The sequence below is a fragment of the Promicromonospora sp. NPDC059942 genome (genome assembly GCF_042731755.1).
Taxonomy (GTDB): Bacteria; Actinomycetota; Actinomycetes; order Actinomycetales; family Cellulomonadaceae; genus Promicromonospora.
Map to the genome: position 1 here is coordinate 20,054 of NZ_JBHWLR010000011.1, position 22,506 is coordinate 42,559.

Sequence of the window (22,506 nt, forward strand, 5' to 3'; positions counted from 1 at the left end):
GCGACCGTCGAGAGCGGAGAAACCCTGGCCTCAAAGGGGATGCCCGACGGCTCGGACGTTGCTTGTTGGTCGTCTGAGCCTGCGGTTCCGCTCCGGGCGGGTGCCTCGTTCCTCGGCCCCCACCCTGCGCTGCACCTGCGGCTCAGACGACGGAGTCCTTGAGCTTGATCGTCGGGTCCAGCGCGCGGTCCAGGTCGACCTCCAGCGGCACCCCGCGGTTCATCAGCTTGCGCAGCTGCCCCACCTCGCGCGGCGAGTCGACCAGCAGCATCGCCCGGACGGTCGCCACCCGGTGGCCGTCCGAGGTGCGGCGCGGGTGCCGGTCGAGCGCGTTCTCCAGGTAGAGGGCACCCCAGCCGCCCGACGCCGCAGGGGCGCCGCGCAGCACCACGTCGTCGAACGGGGACGGCACCCCGAACAGCGCCAGGTCGTGCCCGAGCTGCTGCGAGAACACGTACGGCGCGTGGGCGTGGATCGGGGCGAGGCCGAGCCGTTCGCGCACGTGCTCCGGCTCCGCGGCGCGCTCGTCGAGCCCGAGCAGGGCCCGGACGGTGATCTCGGGATCGTGCAGGGCGGCCGACCAGTGCCCGCCGGGCACCGGCCCGAACACCGGGTGCTCGCGGGTCGCGATGTCGCCCACGGCCCAGATGCGGCGCAGCGCGTCGAGGTGCAGGCGCCCCGCCGGGTCGGTGGGGGAGTGCATGCCCATGAACCGGCCCGCGCGGTTGACCCGCAGCCCGCCGTTCCCCTCCAGCGGCAGGGAGCCCGCGAGCCAGCCGGACGCCGGACGCGCCCCCACGGCGGCCAGCACCAGGTCGGCCTCCAGCACCCGGCCGTCGGCGAGCACGACGCTGCCGGCACCGGGCGCGCCGCCGGGCGGGCCGGGCAGCACCTTCTCCACGGCGACGCCCGTGACCAGGGTGACCCCGGCGTCGTCGTACCAGGGGGCGAGCAGGCCGCCCACCCTGCGGCCGAGCTGCCGCTCCAGCGGCACCGGGCCCGCCTCCACGACCGTGACGCGGGCGCCGGCGCCGGCGGCGACGCCGGCCACCTCCGCGCCGATCCAGCCCGCGCCGACCACCACGAGCCGCATCCCGGGCACGACGGCGGCGCGCAGCCGCTCGGCGTCCGGGGCCGTGTGCAGGGTCATCGCGGCGTCCCAGCCCGCGGGGCGCAGGGGCGCGCTGCCGGTGGCGAGCACCACGGCGTCGGCCACGACGTCGTCGCCCGACGCCGTCCGTACCACCACCCGCTCCTGGTCCACCTCGAGGCGGGTCGCCGGGTCGGCGAGCCGCAGGTCGTCGGCGAGGGCGGTGAGGTCGACCCCGAGGTCTTCGGCGAGCCAGACCGGCTCCGTGCGCTTGAGCAGCTCCTTGGACAGCGGCGGGCGGTCGTAGGGCGGCAGGCCCTCCGCGCCGAGCACCGTCAGGTGCCCCTCGAAACCGTGCTTCCGCAGCGCGGCGGAGGTCTGCGCGCCGGCTAGCCCCGCACCCACGACGACCACGCTGCTGGGGACCTGACCTGAAGGCGACGGCATGGACCTCACGGTAGCTCGCAGGCCGCCAACCTGGGAATGCGCTTTGCATCAGGTTGCAAGCAGGTCACGGTCCTGCAGAATCGAGACGTTTCGGTTGTACCCTCGTCCCGTGGATCTCAGTGAGATGCGGACTGCCCCCGGCGCCACGAGCCTCCTCGAGCCGGGCTCGGCCGGAACGGCTACGCTCGAACGCACCGGACGGGCCGACCTGATGACGGCCACCACGACGACCAGCCAGGAGCTCGACCGCAGTGAGCCAGCCAGCGGCGAGGACTCCGACATGAGTCCGGCCGAGCCGCAGCGGAGCAACCTCGCGATCTGGCTCGTCCTCGCGGGTGTCGGCATCTCCGTGCTGCTCGGGCTGATCGCCGGCGCGCGCGCCGGGGCGATCGGCATCGGGGTGGTCCTCGTGGTCTGCGCGATCTTCCGTGCGGTGCTCGACAGCCCCGTCGGCCTCGTCATCCGGACCCGGACCATCGACATCATCCTGTACGGCGCGACCGCCGTGCTGATCGGCGCCCTCGCCGTCGCGACGCCGAGCATCTGACCGGCCGGGCAGCTGACCGGGCGCCGGACCTGATCCGGCGGCCCGGCCCAGCGGTCGGCGCCGCCTAGCGGTCGGCGCCCTCGAGCGAGCCCGTCACCGGCTGCTCCGACTCCACGACGCAGAGGATGCGGCGGTCGCCCTCGGCCCAGCTCTCCTCCGACGGCGCGATCGGCCAGTAGAGCAGCTCCGACTTGGCCCACCGCAGGCCCACGTACTTGGTGAACTCCGGGTAGCAGTACGCGTCCGCGGCGTCCCACAGAGCCTGCTGCGTGGGGGTCGCGCCGTTCTCGGCGAGGCTGTCGGCCGCCGTCGTCTCCGCGTAGATCTCGCCGCCGTGCGCCGTGGTGCAGGGCACCACCGGGATCCGGTACAGCGTGGTCTGGCCCGACGTCGCCGACGTGTCGATGCAGTCGCCCACCTGCAGGTCCGGGATCTCCGCCCCGGCGGTCGCCTCGGTGTCGGCGTCCGGCGTCGGCGCCTCGGTCGGCTCCAGCTCGCCGCCGGCCTCCGGCGTGGGCAGCGCGTCCGGGTCCTCGGCGTACGGGTCGGCGTCCGGGTCCTCGGCGTAGGGGTCGGCCGTGGCGTACGGGTCGTCGGTCGGTGTGGGGGACGGCGTCGGCTCCGTGAGCGCGGGGCCGTCGTCGGGCTGCCCGATGCCGAGCGGGCCCGCCAGCGCCGGCGGGACGAACTCCCGGGCGGCCGCGACGAACCCCGGCGGGAGCGCCGACGCGTAGGTGGGCGCCGCGGCGATCGCGATCCACAGGCCCGCGATCCCGAGCACGCCCACGGTGACCGCGCCCAGGGAGAAGTCGAGGGTGCGTACCGACGACTTCTTCGCACGACGCACGTTGCCCGTGCCGTTCGCCTCGACGGTGCGCATCGACTGCACGAGCGCGGGGATCGCGAGCGGCCAGAAGAACAGGAACGCCGCGACCACCCAGCCCACGCGGGTCGGGTAGGGCAGCTCGTTCGGGTCGGCGGTCTCCCCGATCTCCTCAGCGTCGGCGGGGTCGGCAGAGTCGACGTCGTCGTCCGACTTCTCGTCCGACTCTTCGTCGTCGTCCGACTCCTCGCCGTCGGCCTTCTCGGCGTCAGCGTTCTCGTCGGACGGCGCGTCCTCGTCGGCCTTCTCGCCGTCGTCCGGGGCCTCGCCGCCCGCCTTCGCGCCCGAGCTCGCGTCCTCGTCCGGGGCCTCAGCCGCGGCCTCCGCCTCGGCCACGGCTCCTGGTTCGGTCTCGGCCGGTTCCGTCGCGCCGCGGGAGGTCTGCGTGGTGTCGGCCATGATCCGGGATCGTAGCGGTGCGGAGTTTCCGGGCGAAAGCCACCCGTCGTCCGGCGTGACCGTGCCCAGCCCTGGAACCGGTGCCCAGGGCCGGGCACGGCGCTCAGCGGTCGCTGACGCGAGCCGTGAGGTCGTCGACGTCGGACTCCGCGAAGCAGGCGATCCGCCGGTTCTGCGTGCGCCAGTCCCACGGGTCGGAAGCCATGTGCCAGAAGTGCAGGCCGGACTCCTGCGCGGTGGTTCCGGTGGCGGTCTCGAACGCCTTGCGACAGACGTCCTCGGCGTACCGGGCCATCACCGCCGGCCCGGGGTAGGCGGCCTCGGGTACGCCGTCGGTCGCTCCGAACGCGTCGCTCGCCACGTACGTGAGCTCGTAGAGCTCGCCGCCGTGCGGCTCCGCGCACTTCACGGCCGCGACGGTACGCACCACGTCGGTCAGCCCGTCGACGAGGTAGCAGCTCCCTTCGTTCAGCTCCCGCACGGGGGTCCCGTCGACGGGGCCGGAACCGGGCTGGTCGTCGTCGACGTAGCGGGTCGACGTCGCCGCGTCCGCGGCCTGCTCCACGTCCTCGAACCAGAAGCCCAGGGCGACGGCGCCGCCGATGCCGCCGACCATCAGCACGACGGTCAGCACGATGTAGGTGACGAGGCCTGCGATGCCGATCCGCCGGGCCCGTGCTCCCTCGGTCTCCGCGGTACGCCGGTCGCCGGCGCCGAGGGCGACGGTCGCCCGCTGGGTGTGCGGGTAGGCGGCGGCCCCGAACGGCCACCACGCGAGGAGCGCGACGATGGTCCAGCCCGCACCCGTGGACGGCTCGGCCGGCGGCCGGGGCGGTGGCTGGTACGACGTCGGCACGTGGTACGGCGACTGCGCCGGCGCATAGGGATCCGACGTGGCCGGGCGCGGCGCGGGTTCCGGTGCGGGACCGGGTCCGCCGGGCGGAGTCAGCGGCGGGAGCTCGTGGGTCATGAGGTCGCTCCGGTCTCGAACAGCTGCGGGTGGTCCGAGAGCTCGCCACGCATCGGGGTGTCCACCTCGACGAAGCAGACGGCGTCGTGCAGCCCGTATCCCCAGTCCTCCGCGTCCGGCTCGAAGGTCCAGACGGGCGAGCTCTCCCCGAGCCGTGTCCCGGAGAACTCCTCGTAGCGCGGCGCGCAGTCGTACCACGTCCGGTCGGAGATCTCCTGGGCGCCCGGGTACTCGCCGTCGCCCAGCTCGGTCACGGCGATCACCTGCGCGTCGTGCAGCCTGCTGCACGGGATCACGTCGAGGTCTCCCCAGGCCGTCTCCCAGTCGGGCGCCATGAAGCAGTCACCCGTGAGGAGCTCGAGCGGGTAGACCGGGATCGGCTCGCGCTTCGGGGCGGCCGCCGTCCGGTAGGAGTCGGGGGCGGGCTCCGCGGCCACGGTGTCGATGCCCTCCTGCTTGAGGATGTCCGGCGCCGTCGGCACGAGGACCAGGGCGATGCTGCCGTAGAACACGAGCAGGAACGTCCACGCGATCCCGCCGAGCAGCACGCCGAGTCTCGCGTGGGCCCGTGCCCGGTATGCCTCGTGGTGCGCGGTCGGCACGTGTCCGGCCCCGTGGGCGCGGGCGGCACGGTTCGCGGCGAGCACCGCGGCGATCGCCAGCGGCCAGAACAGGATCATGGATGCGGTGATCCAGCCGCGGTGCACGGGTACCGGCAGCTCCGGGGGCGGGATCGGGGGTGGGGCGGTCACGGCGGGATGTCTATCAGCCGCTGCGGCCAGATCTGTCCGGTGTGACCGGATCGTGAGGCAACTTCACCCCGGGTGCCCGGCCGCCGTCGGGCGGGGGAGCCCGGCCCGGTACGACGCCGGGGCCGCACCTCCCGTACGGAAGGTGCGGCCCCGGCGTCGTGCGGGTGGTGCGAGGGATCAGGCCTTGTCGTCGGCCTTCTTCTCCGGCTCGGTCTCGCCCTCGGCGGTCTTCTCCGGGGTCTCGGAGGTCTCCTCCTCCGAAACCTCGGCCGCGGGGGTGGACGGCGCGGCGACGGGCTCGGCCGTCTCGTCGTCCTCGTCCTCGTCGTCCTCCTCGTCGAGCTCGAGCCCCTCGGGCTCGACCGACGCGAACGCGCGGTAGAAGAGCGCGGCGAGCGCGGCACCGACCAGCGGGGCGAGCCAGAACAGCCAGAGCTGGCGGCCGGAGCCGTCGCCGCCCCAGTTGTTCGCGAAGAGCGCGGCGGCCGTGGAGCGGGCCGGGTTCATGCCGGTGTTGGTGACGAACCACGAGACCAGGGTCAGCGCGGCGATGGCGCTGCCCACGGCGACGGGGGCGTAGCCGATCTTGCTGCGGCGGTCGTGCACGCCGAGGTACACGCCGACGAGGATCGCGGAGATGATGACCTCGACGAGCAGCGCCGGGAGCCAGTCGAACTGGGCCTGGCCCTGCGTCTGCAGGTAGAGCGGGGAGTGCTGCGAGAAGCCGTTGACGGCCGAGTCGAACGCGTCGGAGGTGTTCTCCTTGCCGAGCAGCGCGAGCAGCGGCTGCGGCACGGTGGCGAACAGCACGGCGGCGGCCAGGATCGCGCCCACGAGCTGTGCGCCCCAGTAGCTGAACATGTTGCTGACCGAGATGCGGCCGCTGAGCCAGGCGCCCAGCGAGATCGCCGGGTTGAAGTGCGCACCGGAGACGCGGCCGACGGCTGCGGCACCCGCGATGTAGGCGAAGCCTCCACCGAGCGCCACGCCGAGCCCGCCGACCGTGTTCAGCGGGCTGTAGACGAGCACACCCACGATCACGAGCGTCAGCAGGAACGTGCCGAAGGTCTCGGCGAGCAGGCGGGAGAGCAGGCTGGGCGACCGCTCCTCGACCTCGGTGACGCCGCTGGTCGCGGCGAGGTCCTGGGACATGAAGTCTGTTCCTTTCGGTGGCACACCATTCGGTGCGCGTCATGGCGGCGTGCAGTGCGATGTCGCGCACATCCTGCCATTACCCGCCTGAGCAAAACCTGAATACGCGCGGGTATTTTCTTCACCGTACCCGGGTACTGGTACCAGGCAAGACACAGATCGGCCCAGGGGCTGGGCGAGGCGGGTCGGTCGATGCAAGAGTGGGGTCATGACTGAACCCGTGAATGTCACCGTCACCGGAGCCGCTGGCCAGATCGGGTATGCGCTCCTCTTCCGCATAGCCGCGGGCGAGATGCTCGGCGCGGACACGCCAGTACGGCTCCGACTCCTCGAGATCCCGCAGGCCGTCGCGGCCGCGGAGGGCACCGCCATGGAGCTCGACGACTGCGCCTTCCCGAACCTGGCCGGCGTCGAGATCTTCGACGACCCGGTCAAGGCCTTCGACGGCGTCAACGTCGCCCTTCTCGTCGGCGCCCGCCCCCGCGGCGCGGGCATGGAGCGCGCCGACCTGCTGGAGGCCAACGGCGGCATCTTCGGCCCGCAGGGCCGGGCGATCAACGACGGCGCCGCGGACGACGTGCGGGTGCTCGTGGTCGGCAACCCCGCCAACACCAACGCCCTCATCGCGGCGTCGAACGCCCCCGACGTGCCGGCCACGCGGTTCACCGCGATGACGCGGCTCGACCACAACCGGGCGCTCTCGCAGGTCGCGGCCAAGACCGGGACCCCCGTCAGCGAGATCCGCAGGCTCACCATCTGGGGCAACCACTCCGCGTCGCAGTACCCGGACCTGTTCCATGCGGAGGTCGGCGGCCGCCCCGGCGCCGACGTCGCGGCCGACACCGCCTGGCTCACCGACGACTTCATCCCGACGGTCGCCAAGCGCGGCGCCGCGATCATCCAGGCGCGCGGGGCCTCGTCGGCGGCGTCGGCGGCCAACGCGGCGATCGCGCACGTGCGCGACTGGACGCTCGGCACCCCCGAGGGCGACTGGACCTCCGCGGGCCTGTGGTCCTCCGGCGAGTACGGCGTGCCGGAGGGGCTCGTCTCGTCGTTCCCGGTCACGTCCGACGGCACGGGCGAGTGGAAGGTCGTCGAGGGCCTCGAGATCGACGAGTTCTCGCGCGGCCGGATCGACGCGAGCGTCGCCGAGCTCGTGGAGGAGCGCGACGCCTCCCGGCTCTGGGGCTTGATTGAGCCCGCCGGGACTGCTGTTCCAAACCTCCAGGTTCCTCGGGGGACCGGAGCGTCTGACACGTCGGGGCGTGAAGTGCGTCTCGCAATTCAGGAGTGAGCAGGACCCTCAGGTATCTTGATATCGAGAGATCGGCACATTCCAACATCCCGGGGAGTCAGCCACACCCATGTCCAAGATCATCTATACCCACACGGACGAGGCCCCGCTTCTGGCGACGTACTCGTTCCTGCCGATCGTCTCGGCGTACGCGGCCAAGGCCGGTGTGGACGTCGAGACCCGCGACATCTCGCTCGCCGGCCGGATCATCGCCCAGTTCCCGGAGCGGCTCACGGAGGAGCAGCGCCAGGCGGACGCGCTCGCCGAGCTGGGCGAGCTGGCGAACGACCCGGCGGCCAACATCATCAAGCTGCCGAACATCTCGGCGTCGGTGCCGCAGCTCAAGGCGGCCATCGCCGAGCTGCAGGCCCTCGGCTACGACCTGCCGGACTTCCCGGAGAGCGTCGAGACCGACGAGCAGAAGGACGCGCGCGAGCGCTACGGCCGCGTCATGGGTTCCGCCGTGAACCCGGTGCTGCGCCAGGGCAACTCGGACCGCCGCGCCCCCGCCTCGGTCAAGAACTACGCGAAGGCGCACCCGCACCGCATGGGCGCGTGGGCGGCCGACTCGAAGACCAACGTGGCCACCATGGGCCACGACGACTTCTTCTCCAACGAGAAGTCCGTGATCGTCGAGGCCGACGACACGCTGCGCATCGAGCACGTCGCCGCCGACGGCACCGTGACCGTGCTCAAGGAGTCGCTGCCGGTGCTGGCCGGGGAGGTCGTGGACGGCACGTTCCTCGACGCCGCCGCGCTGGACGCGTTCCTCGCCGATTCGATCGAGCGGGCCAAGGCCGAGGGCGTGCTGTTCTCCGTGCACCTCAAGGCCACGATGATGAAGGTTTCCGACCCGATCATCTTCGGCCACGTGGTCCGCGCGTTCTTCAAGCCGGTCTTCGACAAGTACGGCCAGGACCTGGCCGCCGCCGGGCTGTCGGCGAACGACGGCCTGGGCGGCATCTTCGCCGGCCTGGAGTCGCTGCCGAACGGCGCCGAGATCCGCGCCGCGTTCGACGCCGCGCTGGCCGACGGCCCGAAGATGGCCATGGTGAACTCCGACAAGGGCATCACCAACCTGCACGTCCCGTCCGACGTCATCGTCGACGCCTCGATGCCCGCCATGATCCGCATCGGCGGCCACATGTGGGGGCCGGACGGCGAGGAGGCCGACACCCTCGCGGTGATCCCCGACTCCTCGTACGCCGGGATCTACCAGACCGTCATCGACGACTGCCGCGTCAACGGCGCCCTCGACCCGGCCACGATGGGCTCCGTGCCCAACGTCGGCCTCATGGCGAAGGCGGCCGAGGAGTACGGCTCGCACGACAAGACGTTCGAGATCGAGACGGACGGCACCGTCCGCGTCGTCGACGGCTCCGGCGTCGTGCTCATCGAGCACGCCGTCCACGCCGGCGACATCTGGCGCGCCTGCCAGACCAAGGACGCCTCGATCCGCGACTGGATCAAGCTGGCCGTCACGCGGGCCCGCCTCTCCGAGACGCCCGCCGTGTTCTGGCTGAACTCGCGCCGCGCGCACGACGCCAACCTGATCCGCAAGATCGAGCAGTACCTGCCGGAGCACGACACCGAGGGCCTCGAGATCCACGTCATGGACCCGGCGGAGGCCACGGCGTTCTCGCTCGCGCGCATCCGCCAGGGCCTGGACACCATCTCGGTGACCGGCAACGTGCTGCGCGACTACAACACCGACCTGTTCCCGATCCTCGAGGTCGGCACGTCGGCCAAGATGCTCTCGATCGTGCCGCTGATGAACGGTGGCGGCCTGTTCGAGACCGGTGCCGGCGGCTCCGCGCCGAAGCACGTGCAGCAGCTCGTCGAAGAGGACTACCTGCGCTGGGACTCGCTCGGCGAGTTCTTCGCGCTGGCCGCGTCCTTCGAGCACCTCGCGGTGACCGAGGGCAACGCCCGCGCCCAGGTCCTGGCCGACACCCTCGACCGCGCCACCGGCACGTTCCTCAACGAGGACCGTTCGCCGGGTCGCCGCCTCGGCACCATCGACAACCGCGGCTCGCACTTCTACCTGGCCCTGTACTGGGCCCGCGAGCTGGCCGCGCAGTCGGACGACGCCGAGCTGGCCGCCACGTTCAAGCCGCTCGCCGAGGCGCTGGCCGCCGGCGAGCAGGCCATCGTGGACGAGCTCGTTGCGGTCCAGGGCAAGCCGGCCGACATCGGCGGCTACTACCGCCCGGACGAGGCCAAGGCCACCGCGGTGATGCGCCCGAGCGCGACCTTCAACGAGGCGCTCGCTTCGCTCTGACGCACTGCGGGGCTGAACGGCAGTGAGGAGGGGGTGGATGGGAGTCCGGACCCGGGTTCCCACCCACCCCCTTCTCGCGCGCCCGACGAGGATCGGGCTCGCCGTGGGCGCGGCCGGGCTGGTGCTCTGTCTCGCCGCCGCGTGCTCGGCCGACGCCGTGGGGGTCCGGCGCGCGGGCGAGCCGGACTCGAACGGAGTCATGTCGAGCGCGATGGGCGACATGCGGCGTGCTGAGCCGATGTTCGTGGGCCTCATGAGCATCTGCGTGGCTGGACCCGACGACGGGAAGGTCACGGAGGTGCGGGCCGTAGACGCCGCCGACGTGACGGTGACCTCGTTCAGCGTGGTCCCGGGCGCGGCGGACGACGCGGCGGGCCGCGGTTCGCTGACGCGCTCCGGATATGACGTGTCCCAGCACGCGGTGCGCAGCCGGTGCGGCAGTACCGGGCTGGACGGTGTGTCGACGCTCCTCGTGGAGCTGGAACGCGAGGTCGACCAGAGCCGCACGCTCCAGGGATTCGAGGTGGACTGGGAAGCGGGCAGCAGCAGCGGAACCTTCTCCTACCTGTACCAGGTCTCCATCTGCGCGCCGAAGGACGACGCCTGCGCCACGGCGCCGTGACCTTGGTCGCTCCTGTGGAAAAAGAGGCGGGGAGTGTCGGTGTCTCGTCGTAGCCTCAGGAAACGATGATCGACGCACCGCGCACCCCTGAGACCACGCCCGTTCCCGAGGCGTCGCCTCGTCCTGCGCCGACGACGCCGACCGACCCCGCGCGCCGACTCGACTGGCGCCGGCTGCGCGGCCCGGCCGCGGTCGTCGCCATGCTCGCGCTCACCGCGGGCGCGGTCGGCCTGGCGCTCGGCACCGTCGCGGCCGGTCGGCTGGCCGCCGACGCGACCGTTCTCGGGCTCGTGCTGCTCGCCGTGTGCGTCGTCGGCGGTGCGGTGTTCGACGGCATCGGCCAGGTGACCTGGGCGAGCGTCGTGGACCGCGCCGAGGGCAAGCTCCGCAGCGACCTGCTCAGCGCGGCCCTGCGACAGCCGCTCGCCACGCTCTCGGAGCAGGCGGTCGGCGAGGTGCTCGACCGGGTCGACGACGACACACACGCCGTCGGCACCCTGGTGCGCCGCCAGCTCTGGGGCGCCGGCCGCACCGTGGTCGGCGTCGTCCCGATGTGGATCATCGCGGGCATCACCTGGTGGCCGGCCTGGCTGCTGTTCCCGGTGCTGGGCGGCATCGTCGCCCTGCTCACCCGGCCGCTGCTCGGCGAGATCGCGCGCCGCAAGGTGATCGAGGAGGCCGCCTGGACCGACCACGCCGCCGCCTTCGAGGAGGCGGTCGCCGCGCGGAACGACCTGCGCACCAGCCTCGGCCAGGCGTTCGCCGTGCGCCGAGTCGCGCAGCTCTCGGCGATCGTGCACCGCAAGTTCCGCGAGGTGGTGCGGGTCGAGGAGCGCCTGCTCCGGCGGGCCGGTCTGGTGATGTACGCGCTGCTGGCCGGGACCGTCGTCGTCTGCGCGGTCGTCGCCGCCGGTGGCGGCCTGTCCGTGGACCAGCTCGTCACGCTGTTCCTGGTCACCGCGATGTTCGTGGGCCAGATGGACAACCTGGTGCACCACCTGCCGGACATCCAGGAGGGCCTCGGCGCGGTGCTGCGCATCCGGCAGATGCTGGAGGTCGAGCCCGAGCCCGAGGGCGGCGACGACCTCCCCGAGGGTCCGCTGGGTCTCGAGCTGCGCGACCTGACCTTCGCCTACGACGAGGGCACGTTCGCCCTGAGCGGCGTGGACCTGGTGGTCCCCGCCGGCGAGACCGTGGCCCTCGTGGGGCGCACGGGCTCCGGCAAGTCGACGCTGGCCGCGCTGCTGTCGCGCGCCGTCGAGCCGGAGCGGGGTTCGGTGTTCCTCGGCGGCGCCGACGTGCGCGACCTAGACCTGCAGAAGCTGCGCGGCGCCGTGGGCGTGGTCACCCAGCGCACGGAGATCATCGCGGGCACGCTCGCGGAGAACATCGCGCTGTTCGCCGACGTGCCGCGCGCCGACATCGAGGCCGCGGTCCGCGAGCTCGGCCTCACCGACTGGACGGCCGGCCTGCCCGACGGTATCGACACGCTCCTCGGCCCGGGCGGCACCACGCTGTCGGCCGGGGAGGAGCAGCTCGTCGCGTTCGCACGGCTGCTCGTGCGGCACGTGCAGCTCGTCGTGCTCGACGAGGCGACCGCACGGATGGACCCGCTGACAGAGGCGCGCGTCGTCGCCGCGTCGGACCGGCTGCTCAGCGGGCGTACCGGCGTGCTCATCGCGCACCGGCTCGGCACCATCGAGCGCGCCGGCCTGGTGGCGGTCCTCGACCACGGCCGCGTCGTGCAGCAGGGTCCCCGCGCGACGCTCGCCCGCACGCCCGGACCGTTCCGCTCGCTGCTGGAGGCCGGCGCGAGCGACGGCTCGCTGGACGAGTCGGCGGCGGCCGCCGCCGGGGTGCGCGCCCAGGCCGTCGCGGCGTCCGCGGACGGCGAGGCGGACACCGCCACCGCCGCGCCCGCCGACGGCACGGACCAGCCCGACGCCGTCGGCGGCCGCCGACGGGCGGGCACCCCGCCCGACCTGACCCCGCCCGGGGACGGGCCGAGCCTCGCGCGCGGCGTGCTGCACGCGCTGTTCGTCCGCCCGAGGTGGGGCCTGTTCGGCGCCGTCCTGTTCCTGCTGGCCAGCCTGGTCGCGGCGCAGGGCGCGGTCAGCGGGTTCCTCTGGGGCCGCACGGTCGAGATCGTCGGCACCGGCGAGCTGCCCGTCGGCCTGCTGGTCACGTTCGCCGTGCTGCTGCTCCTGCAGCCGCTGTTCATCTCGCGCGCGCTGGGCGTGTACCCGCGCTGGTGGGTCGAGGTGCTGCTGCGCATCCGGATGTCGGTCATGCACGGCCAGACCCGGCAGTACCGGCTGCCCGCCACGCCACCCGGCGAGGTCGTGGCCCGGTCCATGGACGCCGACCGCTTCGTGCGGTACGCCGACCGCTGGGTCGACTTCGTCAACGGCCTCGCCATCGTGGCGGTCACGGCCCTGATCAGCGGCACCTGGACCGCCGGCGCCGTGCTGCTCGCGGTCATGGTGGTCTCCGCGGCGGCCTCGGCCGTCGGCCGGCCGATCGCCGGCCGCTCCGCCGCCGGGTCCTCCGCGGCCCGGGCGCGGTTCGGCCGCGCCCTCGTCTCGGCGCTCGACTCGGCGCGCACGGTCAAGCTCGCCGCCCGCACGCCAGACGTCCGCCGGCACCTCGGCGAGGTGGACTCGGGGCGGGTCAAGGCGGCGATCTTCGAGCACCGGGTGCAGGCCGTGCTCGACTCGGTGCCGCTGGTGACCCTCTACATCGGCGTCGTCGTCGCCTGGGGCTTCCTGCTGACCGGCACGTGGGACCTGGCCACGACGCTGCTGGTCGCCAACGCCGTGACCGGGTTCGCCTGGTTCGGCGTGGTGGCGGGCGCCGTGGTCACCGAGGCGCCCGGCACCCGCGCCTGGCAGGTCGCGACCGCCCGGTTCGCCGGCGGCACCGACCTGGTCTCGCGCCAGCAGGGCGTGGACCTCGTCACGGGCGTCGCCCCGGCCCCGGAGCCGACGCCGCGCGAGCCGCTCGACCGCCTGGAGCTGCGCCGCCTGACCGCGGTGCACGACGACGGCACGATCGGCGTCTCCGACGTCGACCTCGAGGTGCGCCGGGGCGAGCTCGTGCTGCTGCTCGGTCAGGTCGGCTCGGGCAAGTCGTCGCTGCTCTCCGCGCTGGCCGGGCTCATGGAGCACACCGGTCAGGTCCGCTGGAACGGCACCGAGGTGACGGACGCCCAGGCGTTCCTGCGCCCCGGCCAGGTGGCGCACGTGGCGCAGGTACCGCGGGTGCTGTCCGGGTCGTTCTCCGACAACGTGCAGCTCGACCACGCCCGCGACATCGACGGCCCTGTCCAGGGCGCGCGCCTCGAGCAGGACATGCGCGACGCCGGCGGCCCGCACGCCCTCGTGGGGCACCGCGGCGTGCGGCTGTCGGGCGGTCAGGTGCAGCGGCTCGCGCTCGCGCGCGCCCTCGCCGCCGACACAGAGCTCCTGCTTGCTGACGACGTGTCCAGCGCCCTGGACGCCTCGACCGAGATCGAGCTGTGGGCCGCCCTGCGGGAGCGGGGCACCACGGTGGTCGGCGCGACCTCCAAGCGCGCGGCGCTCGCCCGCGCGGACCGCGTGGTCGTGCTGGTCGACGGCGCGGTGGCCGACGTCGGCCCGTGGTCGGGCCTGGCCCCGCGCTGGAGCCACCTGGCGGGCTGATCCACGCGAGGCCCGGGCACTCGCGAGGCCTGGGCACTCGCGAGGCCCGGGCACTCGCGAGGGCAGGGCGTGAACCGGCCGGCCGGGCGAACAAGGAGTTCTCCCGGCCGTGGTCGTCGGACCGGGGGAGAGCCGCTGGGCCGGAGCGACCGGCCGGCGACGAACGAGGAGAACCCCCATGGCGAAGATCGTGTCCAGCCTGTTCATGGCGCTTGACGGCGTCGTCGAGCCGGACAAGGGCAACTGGCACTTCCCGTACTTCAACGACGAGCTCGGCGCGGCGGTCGACGAGACGCACACCGCGGACGTCTTCCTGTTCGGACGCGTCACCTACGACTCGTTCGCCGGCGCCTGGCCCGAGCGCGAGGCGGCCGGCGGGGAGGACGCCGGGTTCGCCCGGCGCATCGGCGACGTCCGCAAGATCGTCGCGTCGCGCAGCCCGCTCGACCTCACCTGGCGCAACTCCGAGCAGCTCCAGGGCGACCTGGTCGAGGCCGTCACCGCGCTGAAGACCGACCCGGCGATCGAGAAGATCGCGCTGTCGGGGTCGATCTCGGTGGTGCGCCAGCTCCTCGACGCCGGGCTGGTCGACGAGCTGCACCTGTTCGTGCACCCGGCCACGGCCGGCGGCGGCCTGCGGCTGTTCCAGGACGGCGACCCCGGCCGGCCGATGAAGCTCCTGTCGGCCACGCCGTTCCGCACCGGCCTGCTGCACCTGGTCTACGCGCCCGACCCGAACCCGCCGACCGGAGGCTACGAGGAGGCCGTGGGCCAGCTCCCCGAGGAGTGACGGGGGGCGGCAGACGTCAGCGCGGCGCCTCCACCCGGTGTGGCAGCACGAACACCAGCAGGAACGCCACCACGGACAGCGCCGCGCTGGTCGCCATCGCCAGGGTCGCGCCGTGCGCGAAGACGTCGGCGACGACCTCCGGGGTCGGCCGGCCGGGCGGGAAGTCGAGCGCCCCGAACAGCACCGAGCCGACCACGGCGATGCCTGCCGCCGAGCCGATCCGCTGCATGGTGCCGATCACGCCCGACGCCGCGCCCGCCTCGTCGCGGTCCACGGTGGCGACGATGAACTGCGCGTTGGGCGCGATGAACAGGCCGCTGCCGATGCCGCCGAGCAGCAGCGGGCCCGCGAGGTGCCAGTGGGTCAGGTCGCCGGTCGGGACCAGCCAGAGCACGAGCCACACGGAGACCAGGCCCACCGCGACCATGCCGGTGCCGATCACGAGCACGGTCCGGCCCAGGCGGTGGGACAGCCGCTCGCTCTGCGACGCGCCCGCGATCGAGCCGATCGCGAACGGCACCGACACCAGGCCCGACGCCAGCGCGGAGTGGCCCAGGCCGGACTGCCAGAAGATCGAGATGGTGAAGAAGATGCTGGTGAACGCCGCGAAGTAGACCAGCGCGAGGATCACGCCGCCCGTGAAGGCGGGGTGCGAGAACAGGTGCGGCGGCACCAGGGGGCTGCCGCTGCGCGCCGCGACCCGGCGCTCCCAGAACGCGAACGCGACGAGCAGCAGCAGGCCGCCCGCCAGGCACGCGAAGGTCCACCAGGGCCAGCCGGCGTCCTCGCCCTGGATGAGCGGCACCAGGATCGCGACGAGCGCCACCGAGACGAGCAGCAGGCCGACGACGTCGACGCCCCGCACGGCGCCCCCGATGACGATCCGCGGCAGCAGCATGATCGCCGCGACCACCGCGATCACGCCGAACGGCAGGTTGACGAAGAAGATGGAGCGCCAGCCCTCGTTCTCGCCGAACGCCTCGATGAGCAGGCCGCCGATGATCGGCCCGAGGGCGGTCGAGAACCCGATGGCCGCGCCCATCACGGCGAACGCCTTGCCGCGCGTGCGGCCGGTGAACATGAGCTGGATCAGCGCCGTCACGGCCGGGAAGAAGATGCCGCCGCACAGGCCCTGGACCACGCGGGCCACGATGAGCTCGGTGGCCCCGTTGGCCAGGCCGCACCAGAGGCTGGCGAGCGTGAACCCGGCCAGGCCCACGACGAAGACCCACTTGTGGCCCACCCGGTCGCCCACGCGTCCCGCAGGGATCAGGGCGAGCCCGTAGGCCAGCGCGTACCCGGAGATGATCCAGGAGAGCGTGCCCTCCGAGGCGTCGAGCGAGAGGCGGATGGTCGGCAGTGCGACGTTGACGATCGTCGTGTCGAGCAGGGCCATCGAGACGCCGAGGATGAGCACCGCGAGCGCGAGCCAGGAGCTGCGCGGGGGTGCGCCGGAGGCGTCGTCCGGGGCCGCGGGGGTCGGGGAGGTGGTCACAGGCAAGAGCCTAGGGTGGCGCCATGGAACTGACCTTTCGTGAAGCCGAGTGGGACGACCTCGAACGGATCGTCGAGCTCATCGCCGACGACGCCGTCGCGGCCACCCGGACCGGCACCTACGGCGCGGCGCACGTCGCGGGGTTCGAGGCCGTCGCGGCGAGCCCGGACAACGAGCTGGTCGTCGCGGAGTCCGACGGCGAGGTGATCGGCGTCATGCAGCTCACGTTCATCCCCGGGATCTCCCGCAACGGCGCGTCCCGGCTCCTGGTGGAGGCCGTGCGGGTGGACCGGGCGCTGCGCGGGCAGGGCGTCGGCCGCCTGATGATGGAGCACGCCCACGAGCGCGGCCGGGCGCGCGGCTGCGCGCTGGCCCAGCTGACGTCGGACAAGCAGCGGCCCGACGCCCACCGCTTCTACCGCAACCTCGGCTACGAGCAGTCGCACGAGGGTTTCAAGCTCCCCCTCTGACAGACATTTCGCGGGCCGCACGAATCGGTCACTCCGGACGCTTGCTGCAAGGTTCTGCAAGCGTTACAGTCGCGCTCGGACACTTGGGTTCCGGACGACGAAGGGGTCATCCATGTCTCGCACCGCGCGCCCGCGCTCGGCTCATCCCCGCCCGGCCCGTGGGCCCGCAGCGCGCCGGCGTGCGGGGGCAGGGCTGGCTGCCGTCGCCCTCCTGGCCTCGCTCGGGCTCGCGGCCTCGACGTCGGCCGCCGCGGCCGGCGTCGTGCCGCTGGCTACGCAGGACCGCACGGCCGCCCTGGTCGGCAGCCTCCAGGACGAGCTCGGCTGTGCCGCCGACTGGGACCCGGCCTGCGCGGACACGGAGCTCGTGGCCCAGGGCGACGGCACCTTCGTGGCCGAGTTCGAGGTCCCCGCGGGCACCTACGAGTACAAGGTCGCCCTGGACGACGCGTGGGACGAGTCCTACGGGCGCGACGGCGGCGCCGAGAACGCCCCGCTCCACCTGGAGGGACCGGCGCGCGTCCGCGTCTCCTACGACGACACGACCCACCGCACTGCCCTGACGCCGCTCACCCTGGCCGGGGACTGGACGGAGGCGGACGACGCCCTCGTGCACGACCCCGTGCGTGAGCCGGGCAGCGACGAGCGCTTCTACTTCGTGATGACCGACCGGTTCGCCGACGGCGACCCGGCCAACAACGAGGGCGGCCTGGACGGCGACCGGCTCACCACCGGCTTCGACCCGACCGACAAGGGCTTCTACCAGGGCGGCGACCTCGCGGGCCTGCGGCAGAACCTCGACTACATCGAGGACCTGGGCACCACCGCGATCTGGCTCACCCCGAGCTTCCTCAACCGCCCGGTGCAGGGCTCGGGCGCCGACGTGAGCGCCGGCTACCACGGCTACTGGATCACCGACTTCACGCGGATCGACCCGCACCTGGGCACCAACGCGGAGCTGGCGGCGCTGATCGACGACGCCCACGCCCGCGGGCTCAAGGTCTACTTCGACATCATCACCAACCACACGGCCGACGTCGTCGACTACGCCGAGGGCACCTACGACTACGTGGACCAGGCGACCACCCCGTACCGGGACGCCGCCGGCACCCCGTTCGACCCCGCGGACCTCGCCGGCACGGGCGACTTCCCCGAGCTCGACGCGGCCACGAGCTTCCCGTACACGCCCGTCGTCGACCCGGCCGACCAGGACGTCAAGGTCCCGGCCTGGCTCAACGACCCCACGCTCTACCACAACCGGGGCAACTCGACGTGGGAGGGCGAGTCGGTCACGTACGGTGACTTCAGCGGCCTGGACGACCTCATGACCGAGCACCCGCGCGTGGTGGACGGCTTCGAGGAGATCTACAAGGCGTGGATCGACCTGGGCATCGACGGCTTCCGCATCGACACGGTCAAACATGTGAACTTCGAGTTCTGGGAGGAGTGGTCCACCGAGATCCAGGACTACGCCCGCGCGCAGGGCAAGGACGAGTTCTTCACGTTCGGCGAGGTGTACGACGCCGACGCCGCCAAGACCTCCCCGTACGTGCGCCGCACCGACATGAGCTCGGTGCTCGACTTCTCGTTCCAGTCGGCGGCCACGAGCTTCGCCAGCGGCAACAGCGCGCAGCGGCTCGCCGACCTGTATGCCTCCGACGACCTGTACACGACGCCGCACAGCAGCGCGTCCGCCCTGCCGACGTTCTTGGGCAACCACGACATGGGCCGCGTCGGCTACATGCTGGCGGGCGCCGAGAACCCGCTGGAGCGGGACGAGCTGGCACACGAGCTCATGTACCTCACGCGCGGCCAGCCGGTGGTCTACTACGGCGACGAGCAGGGCTTCGCGGGCACCGGCGGCGACAAGGACGCGCGGCAGACCCTGTTCGCCACGCAGGTCGACGAGTACGCCGACCAGCCGCTGGTCACCGGCGAGCAGGCCGGCAGCACCGACAGGTACGCCACCGACGCGCCGCTCTACGAGCACATCGCCGCCCTGGCCGACCTCCGCGAGGAGCACCCGGCCCTGGCCACCGGCGCCCAGATCGAGCGCTACGCCGAGGACGGCGCAGGTGTCTACGCCTTCTCCCGCGTCGATCGCGAGGAGCGGGTCGAGCACCTCGTCGCCGCCAACAACGCCGCGCAGCAGCGCACCGTCACCTTCGACTCGCTCACGCCGGGCGCGACCTTCGCCCCGCTGTACGGCACCAGCACCGAGGTCACGGCCGACGCCGACGGCACGGTCACGCTGACCGTCCCGGCCCGCTCCGCGATCGTGCTGGTCGCGGACCGCACGGTGGGCGCCGACTCGACCGGCGTCGCCGCCGTCGTCCCCGGGACGAGCGCCCGGCCGGGTGCCGCGGTGACCGGCGTGGCCCCCGTGGCCGCCGGGATCGACGACGCCTGGGCCGAGACCTCGTTCGCCTGGCGCGCAGTGGGCTCCGCCGAGTGGCACGACCTCGGCACCGCCGAGGACACCTCCCCGCGCGTCTTCCACGACGTGTCGGCGAACGGCGCAGACCTGCCCGAGGGCACGCTGGTCGAGTACCGCGCGGTCACGCGCGACGCCGACGGCGACCGCTCCGCCGCCAGTTCGTACGCGTCGGTGGGCGTGGACGTCAGCGGCGTCGTGGATGACCCCACGGACCCCGACATCGACCTGGTCACCGTGCCCGGCTCGCACAACAGCGAGATGGGGTGCGCCGGCGACTGGACCCCGGACTGCGAGGCCGCGCGCCTCACCCTCGCCGACGACGGCACGTACACGGGCACGTTCGAGCTGCCCGCCGGGTCCTACGAGTTCAAGGTGGCGGTCAACGGCTCCTGGGCGGAGAACTACGGCGCCGACGGCGTGCGGGACGGCGCCAACGTCGCCTACTCGACGGGCGGCGGCCCGGTCACCTTCACCTGGGACCCGGAGACCAAGGTGCCGTCGGTCGAGGTCGGCACCCCGGGCACGCCCGGCGAGGGCCAGCAGGCCGCGCACTGGGTGCGGGAGGGGCTGGTCCTGGTCCCGGCCGCGAGCTTCGGCAGTGGCGACACCTGGGCGCTGGAGACGGAGACGGCGTCGTACGCCCTGACCCCGGCGGGCGGCACCGGCGACGTGCCCGCGGACGTCGCCGCGGACTTCCCCCACCTGGCCGGGTACCTCGCCCTGGAGGTCGAGGGCCTGAGCCGCGCGGCGGCGACGTCGGCCCTGCAGGGGGCGCTGCGCCTGACCCGGCACGACGGCGAGACCCTGACCGCCGCGACCGGCGTGCAGATCCCCGGCGTGCTGGACGACCTGTTCGCGACCGACCGCGCGCTGGGCGTGACCTGGCAGGGGAGCAAGAAGGCCGCGTTCGCGCTGTGGGCCCCCACCGCCCGCACGGTGACGCTGCAGGCCTGGCCCGCGGGCCGGGCGCTGGACGCCGAGCCGCGCACCTTCGCGATGACCCGCCAGCGGGACGGAGCCTGGACGCTCGACGGCGGCCGCGCCGACCGCCGGCTCGACTGGCAGGGCACCCGGTACCGCTACGCCGTCGAGGTGTACGTGCCGAGCACCGGCCAGGTCGAGACCAACGTGGTGACCGACCCCTACTCGGTGGGCCTCACGCTCGACTCGACCCACTCGGTCGCCCTCGATCTCGACGACAAGGCGTGGCAGCCCAAGGTCTGGCGCAGCACGCCCGCGCCGCGGGTGGAGCGAGCCGTGGACCAGACGATCTACGAGCTGCACGTGCGCGACTTCTCCAGCTCCGACGAGACCGTCCCCGCGCGCCTGCGCGGCACCTACGGCGCGTTCGGGGTCAAGGGCTCGGACGGCATGAGGCACCTGCGCTCGCTGGCCGACGCCGGGCTCACGACCGTGCACCTGCTGCCCACGTTCGACATCGCGACGATCCCCGAGGACCGGGCCGACCAGGCCACCACGGGCGACCTGTCCGGGTTCGCGGCCGACGGCACGGAGCAGCAGGCCGCCGTCGCCGAGGTGCAGGGGAGCGACGCCTTCAACTGGGGCTACGACCCGCTCCACTTCATGGCGCCGGAGGGCTCCTACGCGGTGCAGGCCGACGGCGGGGCGCGCGTGGCCGAGTTCCGCTCGATGGTCGGCAACCTGCACGGCGCCGGGCTCCAGGTGGTGCTGGACCAGGTGTTCAACCACACGGCGGCGTCGGGCCAGGACCCGAAGTCGGTGCTGGACCGCGTGGTGCCGGGCTACTACCACCGGCAGAACGCGACGACGGGCGCCGTCGAGACCAGCACCTGCTGCCAGAACATCGCCACCGAGCACGCCATGGCGCAGAAGCTGATGGTGGACTCCGTGGTCACCTGGGCCCGCGACTACCACGTGGACGGGTTCCGGTTCGACCTGATGGGGCACCACTCCCGCGCGAACATGGAGGCCGTGCGGGCGGGCCTCGACGCGCTCACGCTGCGCCGCGACGGGGTCGACGGCAAGAGTGTGTACCTGTACGGCGAGGGCTGGGACTTCGGCGAGGTCGCGGGCAACGCCCGGTTCGAGCAGGCCACGCAGGGCCAGCTCGGCGGCACCGGCATCGGCACCTTCAGCGACCGCCTGCGCGACGCCGTTCACGGCGGCTCGCCCGTCGACGGCTCGTCCCTGTTCACGCAGGGCTTCGGCACCGGCCTGTTCACCGACCCGAACGGGCGGGACGCGCGGCTGGAGGACCCGGCGTCGGTCAACGACGGCGGCGCCGACGAGGCGGCCGACCTGGCGCACCAGACCGACCTGGTGAAGCTCGGGCTGGCCGGCAACCTGCGCGCCTACGAGGTCACGACCTCGACCGGGGAGCGGGTCCGGGGCGACGAGCTCGACTACCGGGGCGCGCCCGCGGGCTACGCGGACTCGCCCGAGGAGGTCGTCACGTACGTGGACGCGCACGACAACGAGACGCTGTTCGACCTGCTCACCCTCAAGCTGCCGGCGGACACCACCATGTCCGACCGGGTGCGGATGAACACGGTCTCGCTGGCCACGACCGCGCTGTCGCAGTCGCCCTCGTTCTGGCACGCGGGCACCGACCTGCTGCGCTCCAAGTCCCTGGACCGCAACTCGTTCGACTCCGGCGACTGGTTCAACACGATCGACTGGTCGGGGCAGGACAACGGGTTCGGCCGCGGCCTGCCCATGGCCGCCGACAACGCGGACAAGTGGCCGTACCAGCAGCCCCTGCTCGCCGACGCCGCGCTGAAGCCGGACGCCGACGACATCGGGTTCTCCGCCGCGCAGGCGCGCGAGCTGCTGGAGCTGCGGCACTCGACCGAGCTGTTCCGCCTGGGCTCGGCCGAGCTGATCCAGCAGAAGGTGACGTTCCCCGGCTCCGGGCCGGACGCCACCCCCGGCGTGATCACCATGTCGATCGACGACCGCGCGGGCCGGACCGACGTCGACCGCAGGCTGGACGGCGTGCTGGTGGTGTTCAACGCGTCACCCGACGTGGCCACGGTCGAGGTGCCCGAGCTCTCCGGCCGGGACTACGCGCTCTCGCGCATCCAGGCGCGTGGCGCGGACCCGGTGGTGCGGGCGACCACCTGGGACCGGGCCGCGGGCACGGTCACGGTCCCGCCCCGCACGGTGGCGGTCCTGACGGACCCCCGGGGCCGCTGAGGTCACTGAGGCACCACTGA

General features: G+C 73.1%; 13 protein-coding genes and 1 pseudogene. 8 read left to right on the plus strand and 6 right to left on the minus strand.

Features of this window, described 5'->3' with window-relative positions:
- Nucleotides 1–142: 142 nt before the first annotated feature.
- Nucleotides 143–1,537, minus strand: a complete 1,395-nt coding sequence (locus tag ACFV9Q_RS18205; RefSeq protein ID WP_377235538.1) for an NAD(P)/FAD-dependent oxidoreductase — start codon at nt 1,535–1,537, stop codon at nt 143–145.
- 109 nt (nt 1,538–1,646) lie between these two features.
- On the opposite strand from ACFV9Q_RS18205, the gene ACFV9Q_RS18210 reads away from it, so the two are divergent.
- Nucleotides 1,647–2,084: a DUF3017 domain-containing protein gene (locus ACFV9Q_RS18210; RefSeq protein WP_377230660.1), complete on the plus strand. Its 438-nt coding sequence runs from the start codon at nt 1,647–1,649 to the stop codon at nt 2,082–2,084.
- Between the two features lie 64 nt (nt 2,085–2,148).
- Here the strand turns inward: ACFV9Q_RS18210 and ACFV9Q_RS18215 are convergent, their stop codons facing one another.
- The 4 genes from ACFV9Q_RS18215 to ACFV9Q_RS18230 form a co-directional block, all read right to left on the minus strand.
- On the minus strand, nt 2,149–3,366 hold the full coding sequence (locus tag ACFV9Q_RS18215) for a septum formation family protein (protein WP_377235539.1): 1,218 nt from the start codon (nt 3,364–3,366) through the stop codon (nt 2,149–2,151).
- A 103-nt stretch (nt 3,367–3,469) separates the two neighbouring features.
- Nucleotides 3,470–4,336 (minus strand): hypothetical protein, encoded by an 867-nt coding sequence (locus tag ACFV9Q_RS18220; protein WP_377235540.1) that lies wholly within the window; start codon nt 4,334–4,336, stop codon nt 3,470–3,472.
- A complete protein-coding gene (locus tag ACFV9Q_RS18225) occupies nt 4,333–5,088 on the minus strand; it encodes a septum formation family protein (RefSeq protein ID WP_377235541.1) in 756 nt (251 codons plus the stop codon). The genes ACFV9Q_RS18220 and ACFV9Q_RS18225 overlap by 4 nt, the downstream gene beginning before the upstream one ends.
- A gap of 177 nt (nt 5,089–5,265) precedes the next feature.
- Nucleotides 5,266–6,240, minus strand: a complete 975-nt coding sequence (locus ACFV9Q_RS18230; protein WP_377235542.1) for an MIP/aquaporin family protein — start codon at nt 6,238–6,240, stop codon at nt 5,266–5,268.
- Nucleotides 6,241–6,448: 208 nt separating this feature from the next.
- Here ACFV9Q_RS18230 and ACFV9Q_RS18235 point away from each other — a divergent pair.
- From ACFV9Q_RS18235 to ACFV9Q_RS18255, 5 genes and pseudogenes are all read left to right on the plus strand, one after another.
- Nucleotides 6,449–7,435: pseudogene (locus ACFV9Q_RS18235) on the plus strand (malate dehydrogenase); the annotation flags it as partial.
- Nucleotides 7,436–7,604: 169 nt separating this feature from the next.
- The gene (locus ACFV9Q_RS18240) at nt 7,605–9,815 is read left to right on the plus strand and encodes an NADP-dependent isocitrate dehydrogenase (protein WP_377235543.1); all 2,211 of its coding nucleotides are present in this window, start codon (nt 7,605–7,607) and stop codon (nt 9,813–9,815) included.
- Nucleotides 9,816–9,852: 37 nt separating this feature from the next.
- Nucleotides 9,853–10,437 (plus strand): hypothetical protein, encoded by a 585-nt coding sequence (locus ACFV9Q_RS18245; protein ID WP_377235544.1) that lies wholly within the window; start codon nt 9,853–9,855, stop codon nt 10,435–10,437.
- Between the two features lie 65 nt (nt 10,438–10,502).
- Nucleotides 10,503–14,117: an ATP-binding cassette domain-containing protein gene (locus tag ACFV9Q_RS18250; RefSeq protein WP_377235545.1), complete on the plus strand. Its 3,615-nt coding sequence runs from the start codon at nt 10,503–10,505 to the stop codon at nt 14,115–14,117.
- Between the two features lie 178 nt (nt 14,118–14,295).
- On the plus strand, nt 14,296–14,907 hold the full coding sequence (locus tag ACFV9Q_RS18255; RefSeq protein ID WP_377235546.1) for a dihydrofolate reductase family protein: 612 nt from the start codon (nt 14,296–14,298) through the stop codon (nt 14,905–14,907).
- 16 nt (nt 14,908–14,923) lie between these two features.
- Here ACFV9Q_RS18255 and ACFV9Q_RS18260 read toward each other — a convergent pair whose 3' ends face one another.
- Complete coding sequence (locus ACFV9Q_RS18260; RefSeq protein WP_377235547.1) at nt 14,924–16,402, minus strand: MFS transporter; 1,479 nt, start codon at nt 16,400–16,402, stop codon at nt 14,924–14,926.
- A 23-nt stretch (nt 16,403–16,425) separates the two neighbouring features.
- Here ACFV9Q_RS18260 and ACFV9Q_RS18265 point away from each other — a divergent pair, with 23 nt between their 5' ends.
- Nucleotides 16,426–16,872 carry a GNAT family N-acetyltransferase gene (locus ACFV9Q_RS18265; protein WP_377235548.1) on the plus strand — a complete coding sequence of 149 codons (447 nt, stop codon included), beginning with the start codon at nt 16,426–16,428 and terminating at the stop codon, nt 16,870–16,872.
- Nucleotides 16,873–16,984: 112 nt separating this feature from the next.
- Entirely contained in the window at nt 16,985–22,486 is a 5,502-nt protein-coding gene (pulA, locus tag ACFV9Q_RS18270) for a pullulanase-type alpha-1,6-glucosidase (protein ID WP_377235549.1), read from the plus strand.
- Nucleotides 22,487–22,506 lie beyond the last annotated feature (20 nt).

Coding starts and splice junctions, on each gene's coding strand:
- ACFV9Q_RS18245 (WP_377235544.1), top strand. CDS start 9,853: ATGGGAGTCCGGACCCGGGTTCCCACCCACCCCCTTCTCGCGCGCCCG.
- ACFV9Q_RS18205 (WP_377235538.1), bottom strand. CDS start 1,537: ATGCCGTCGCCTTCAGGTCAGGTCCCCAGCAGCGTGGTCGTCGTGGGT.
- ACFV9Q_RS18220 (WP_377235540.1), bottom strand. CDS start 4,336: ATGACCCACGAGCTCCCGCCGCTGACTCCGCCCGGCGGACCCGGTCCC.
- ACFV9Q_RS18255 (WP_377235546.1), top strand. CDS start 14,296: ATGGCGAAGATCGTGTCCAGCCTGTTCATGGCGCTTGACGGCGTCGTC.
- ACFV9Q_RS18215 (WP_377235539.1), bottom strand. CDS start 3,366: ATGGCCGACACCACGCAGACCTCCCGCGGCGCGACGGAACCGGCCGAG.
- ACFV9Q_RS18265 (WP_377235548.1), top strand. CDS start 16,426: ATGGAACTGACCTTTCGTGAAGCCGAGTGGGACGACCTCGAACGGATC.
- pulA (WP_377235549.1), top strand. CDS start 16,985: ATGTCTCGCACCGCGCGCCCGCGCTCGGCTCATCCCCGCCCGGCCCGT.
- ACFV9Q_RS18240 (WP_377235543.1), top strand. CDS start 7,605: ATGTCCAAGATCATCTATACCCACACGGACGAGGCCCCGCTTCTGGCG.
- ACFV9Q_RS18230 (WP_377235542.1), bottom strand. CDS start 6,240: ATGTCCCAGGACCTCGCCGCGACCAGCGGCGTCACCGAGGTCGAGGAG.
- ACFV9Q_RS18250 (WP_377235545.1), top strand. CDS start 10,503: ATGATCGACGCACCGCGCACCCCTGAGACCACGCCCGTTCCCGAGGCG.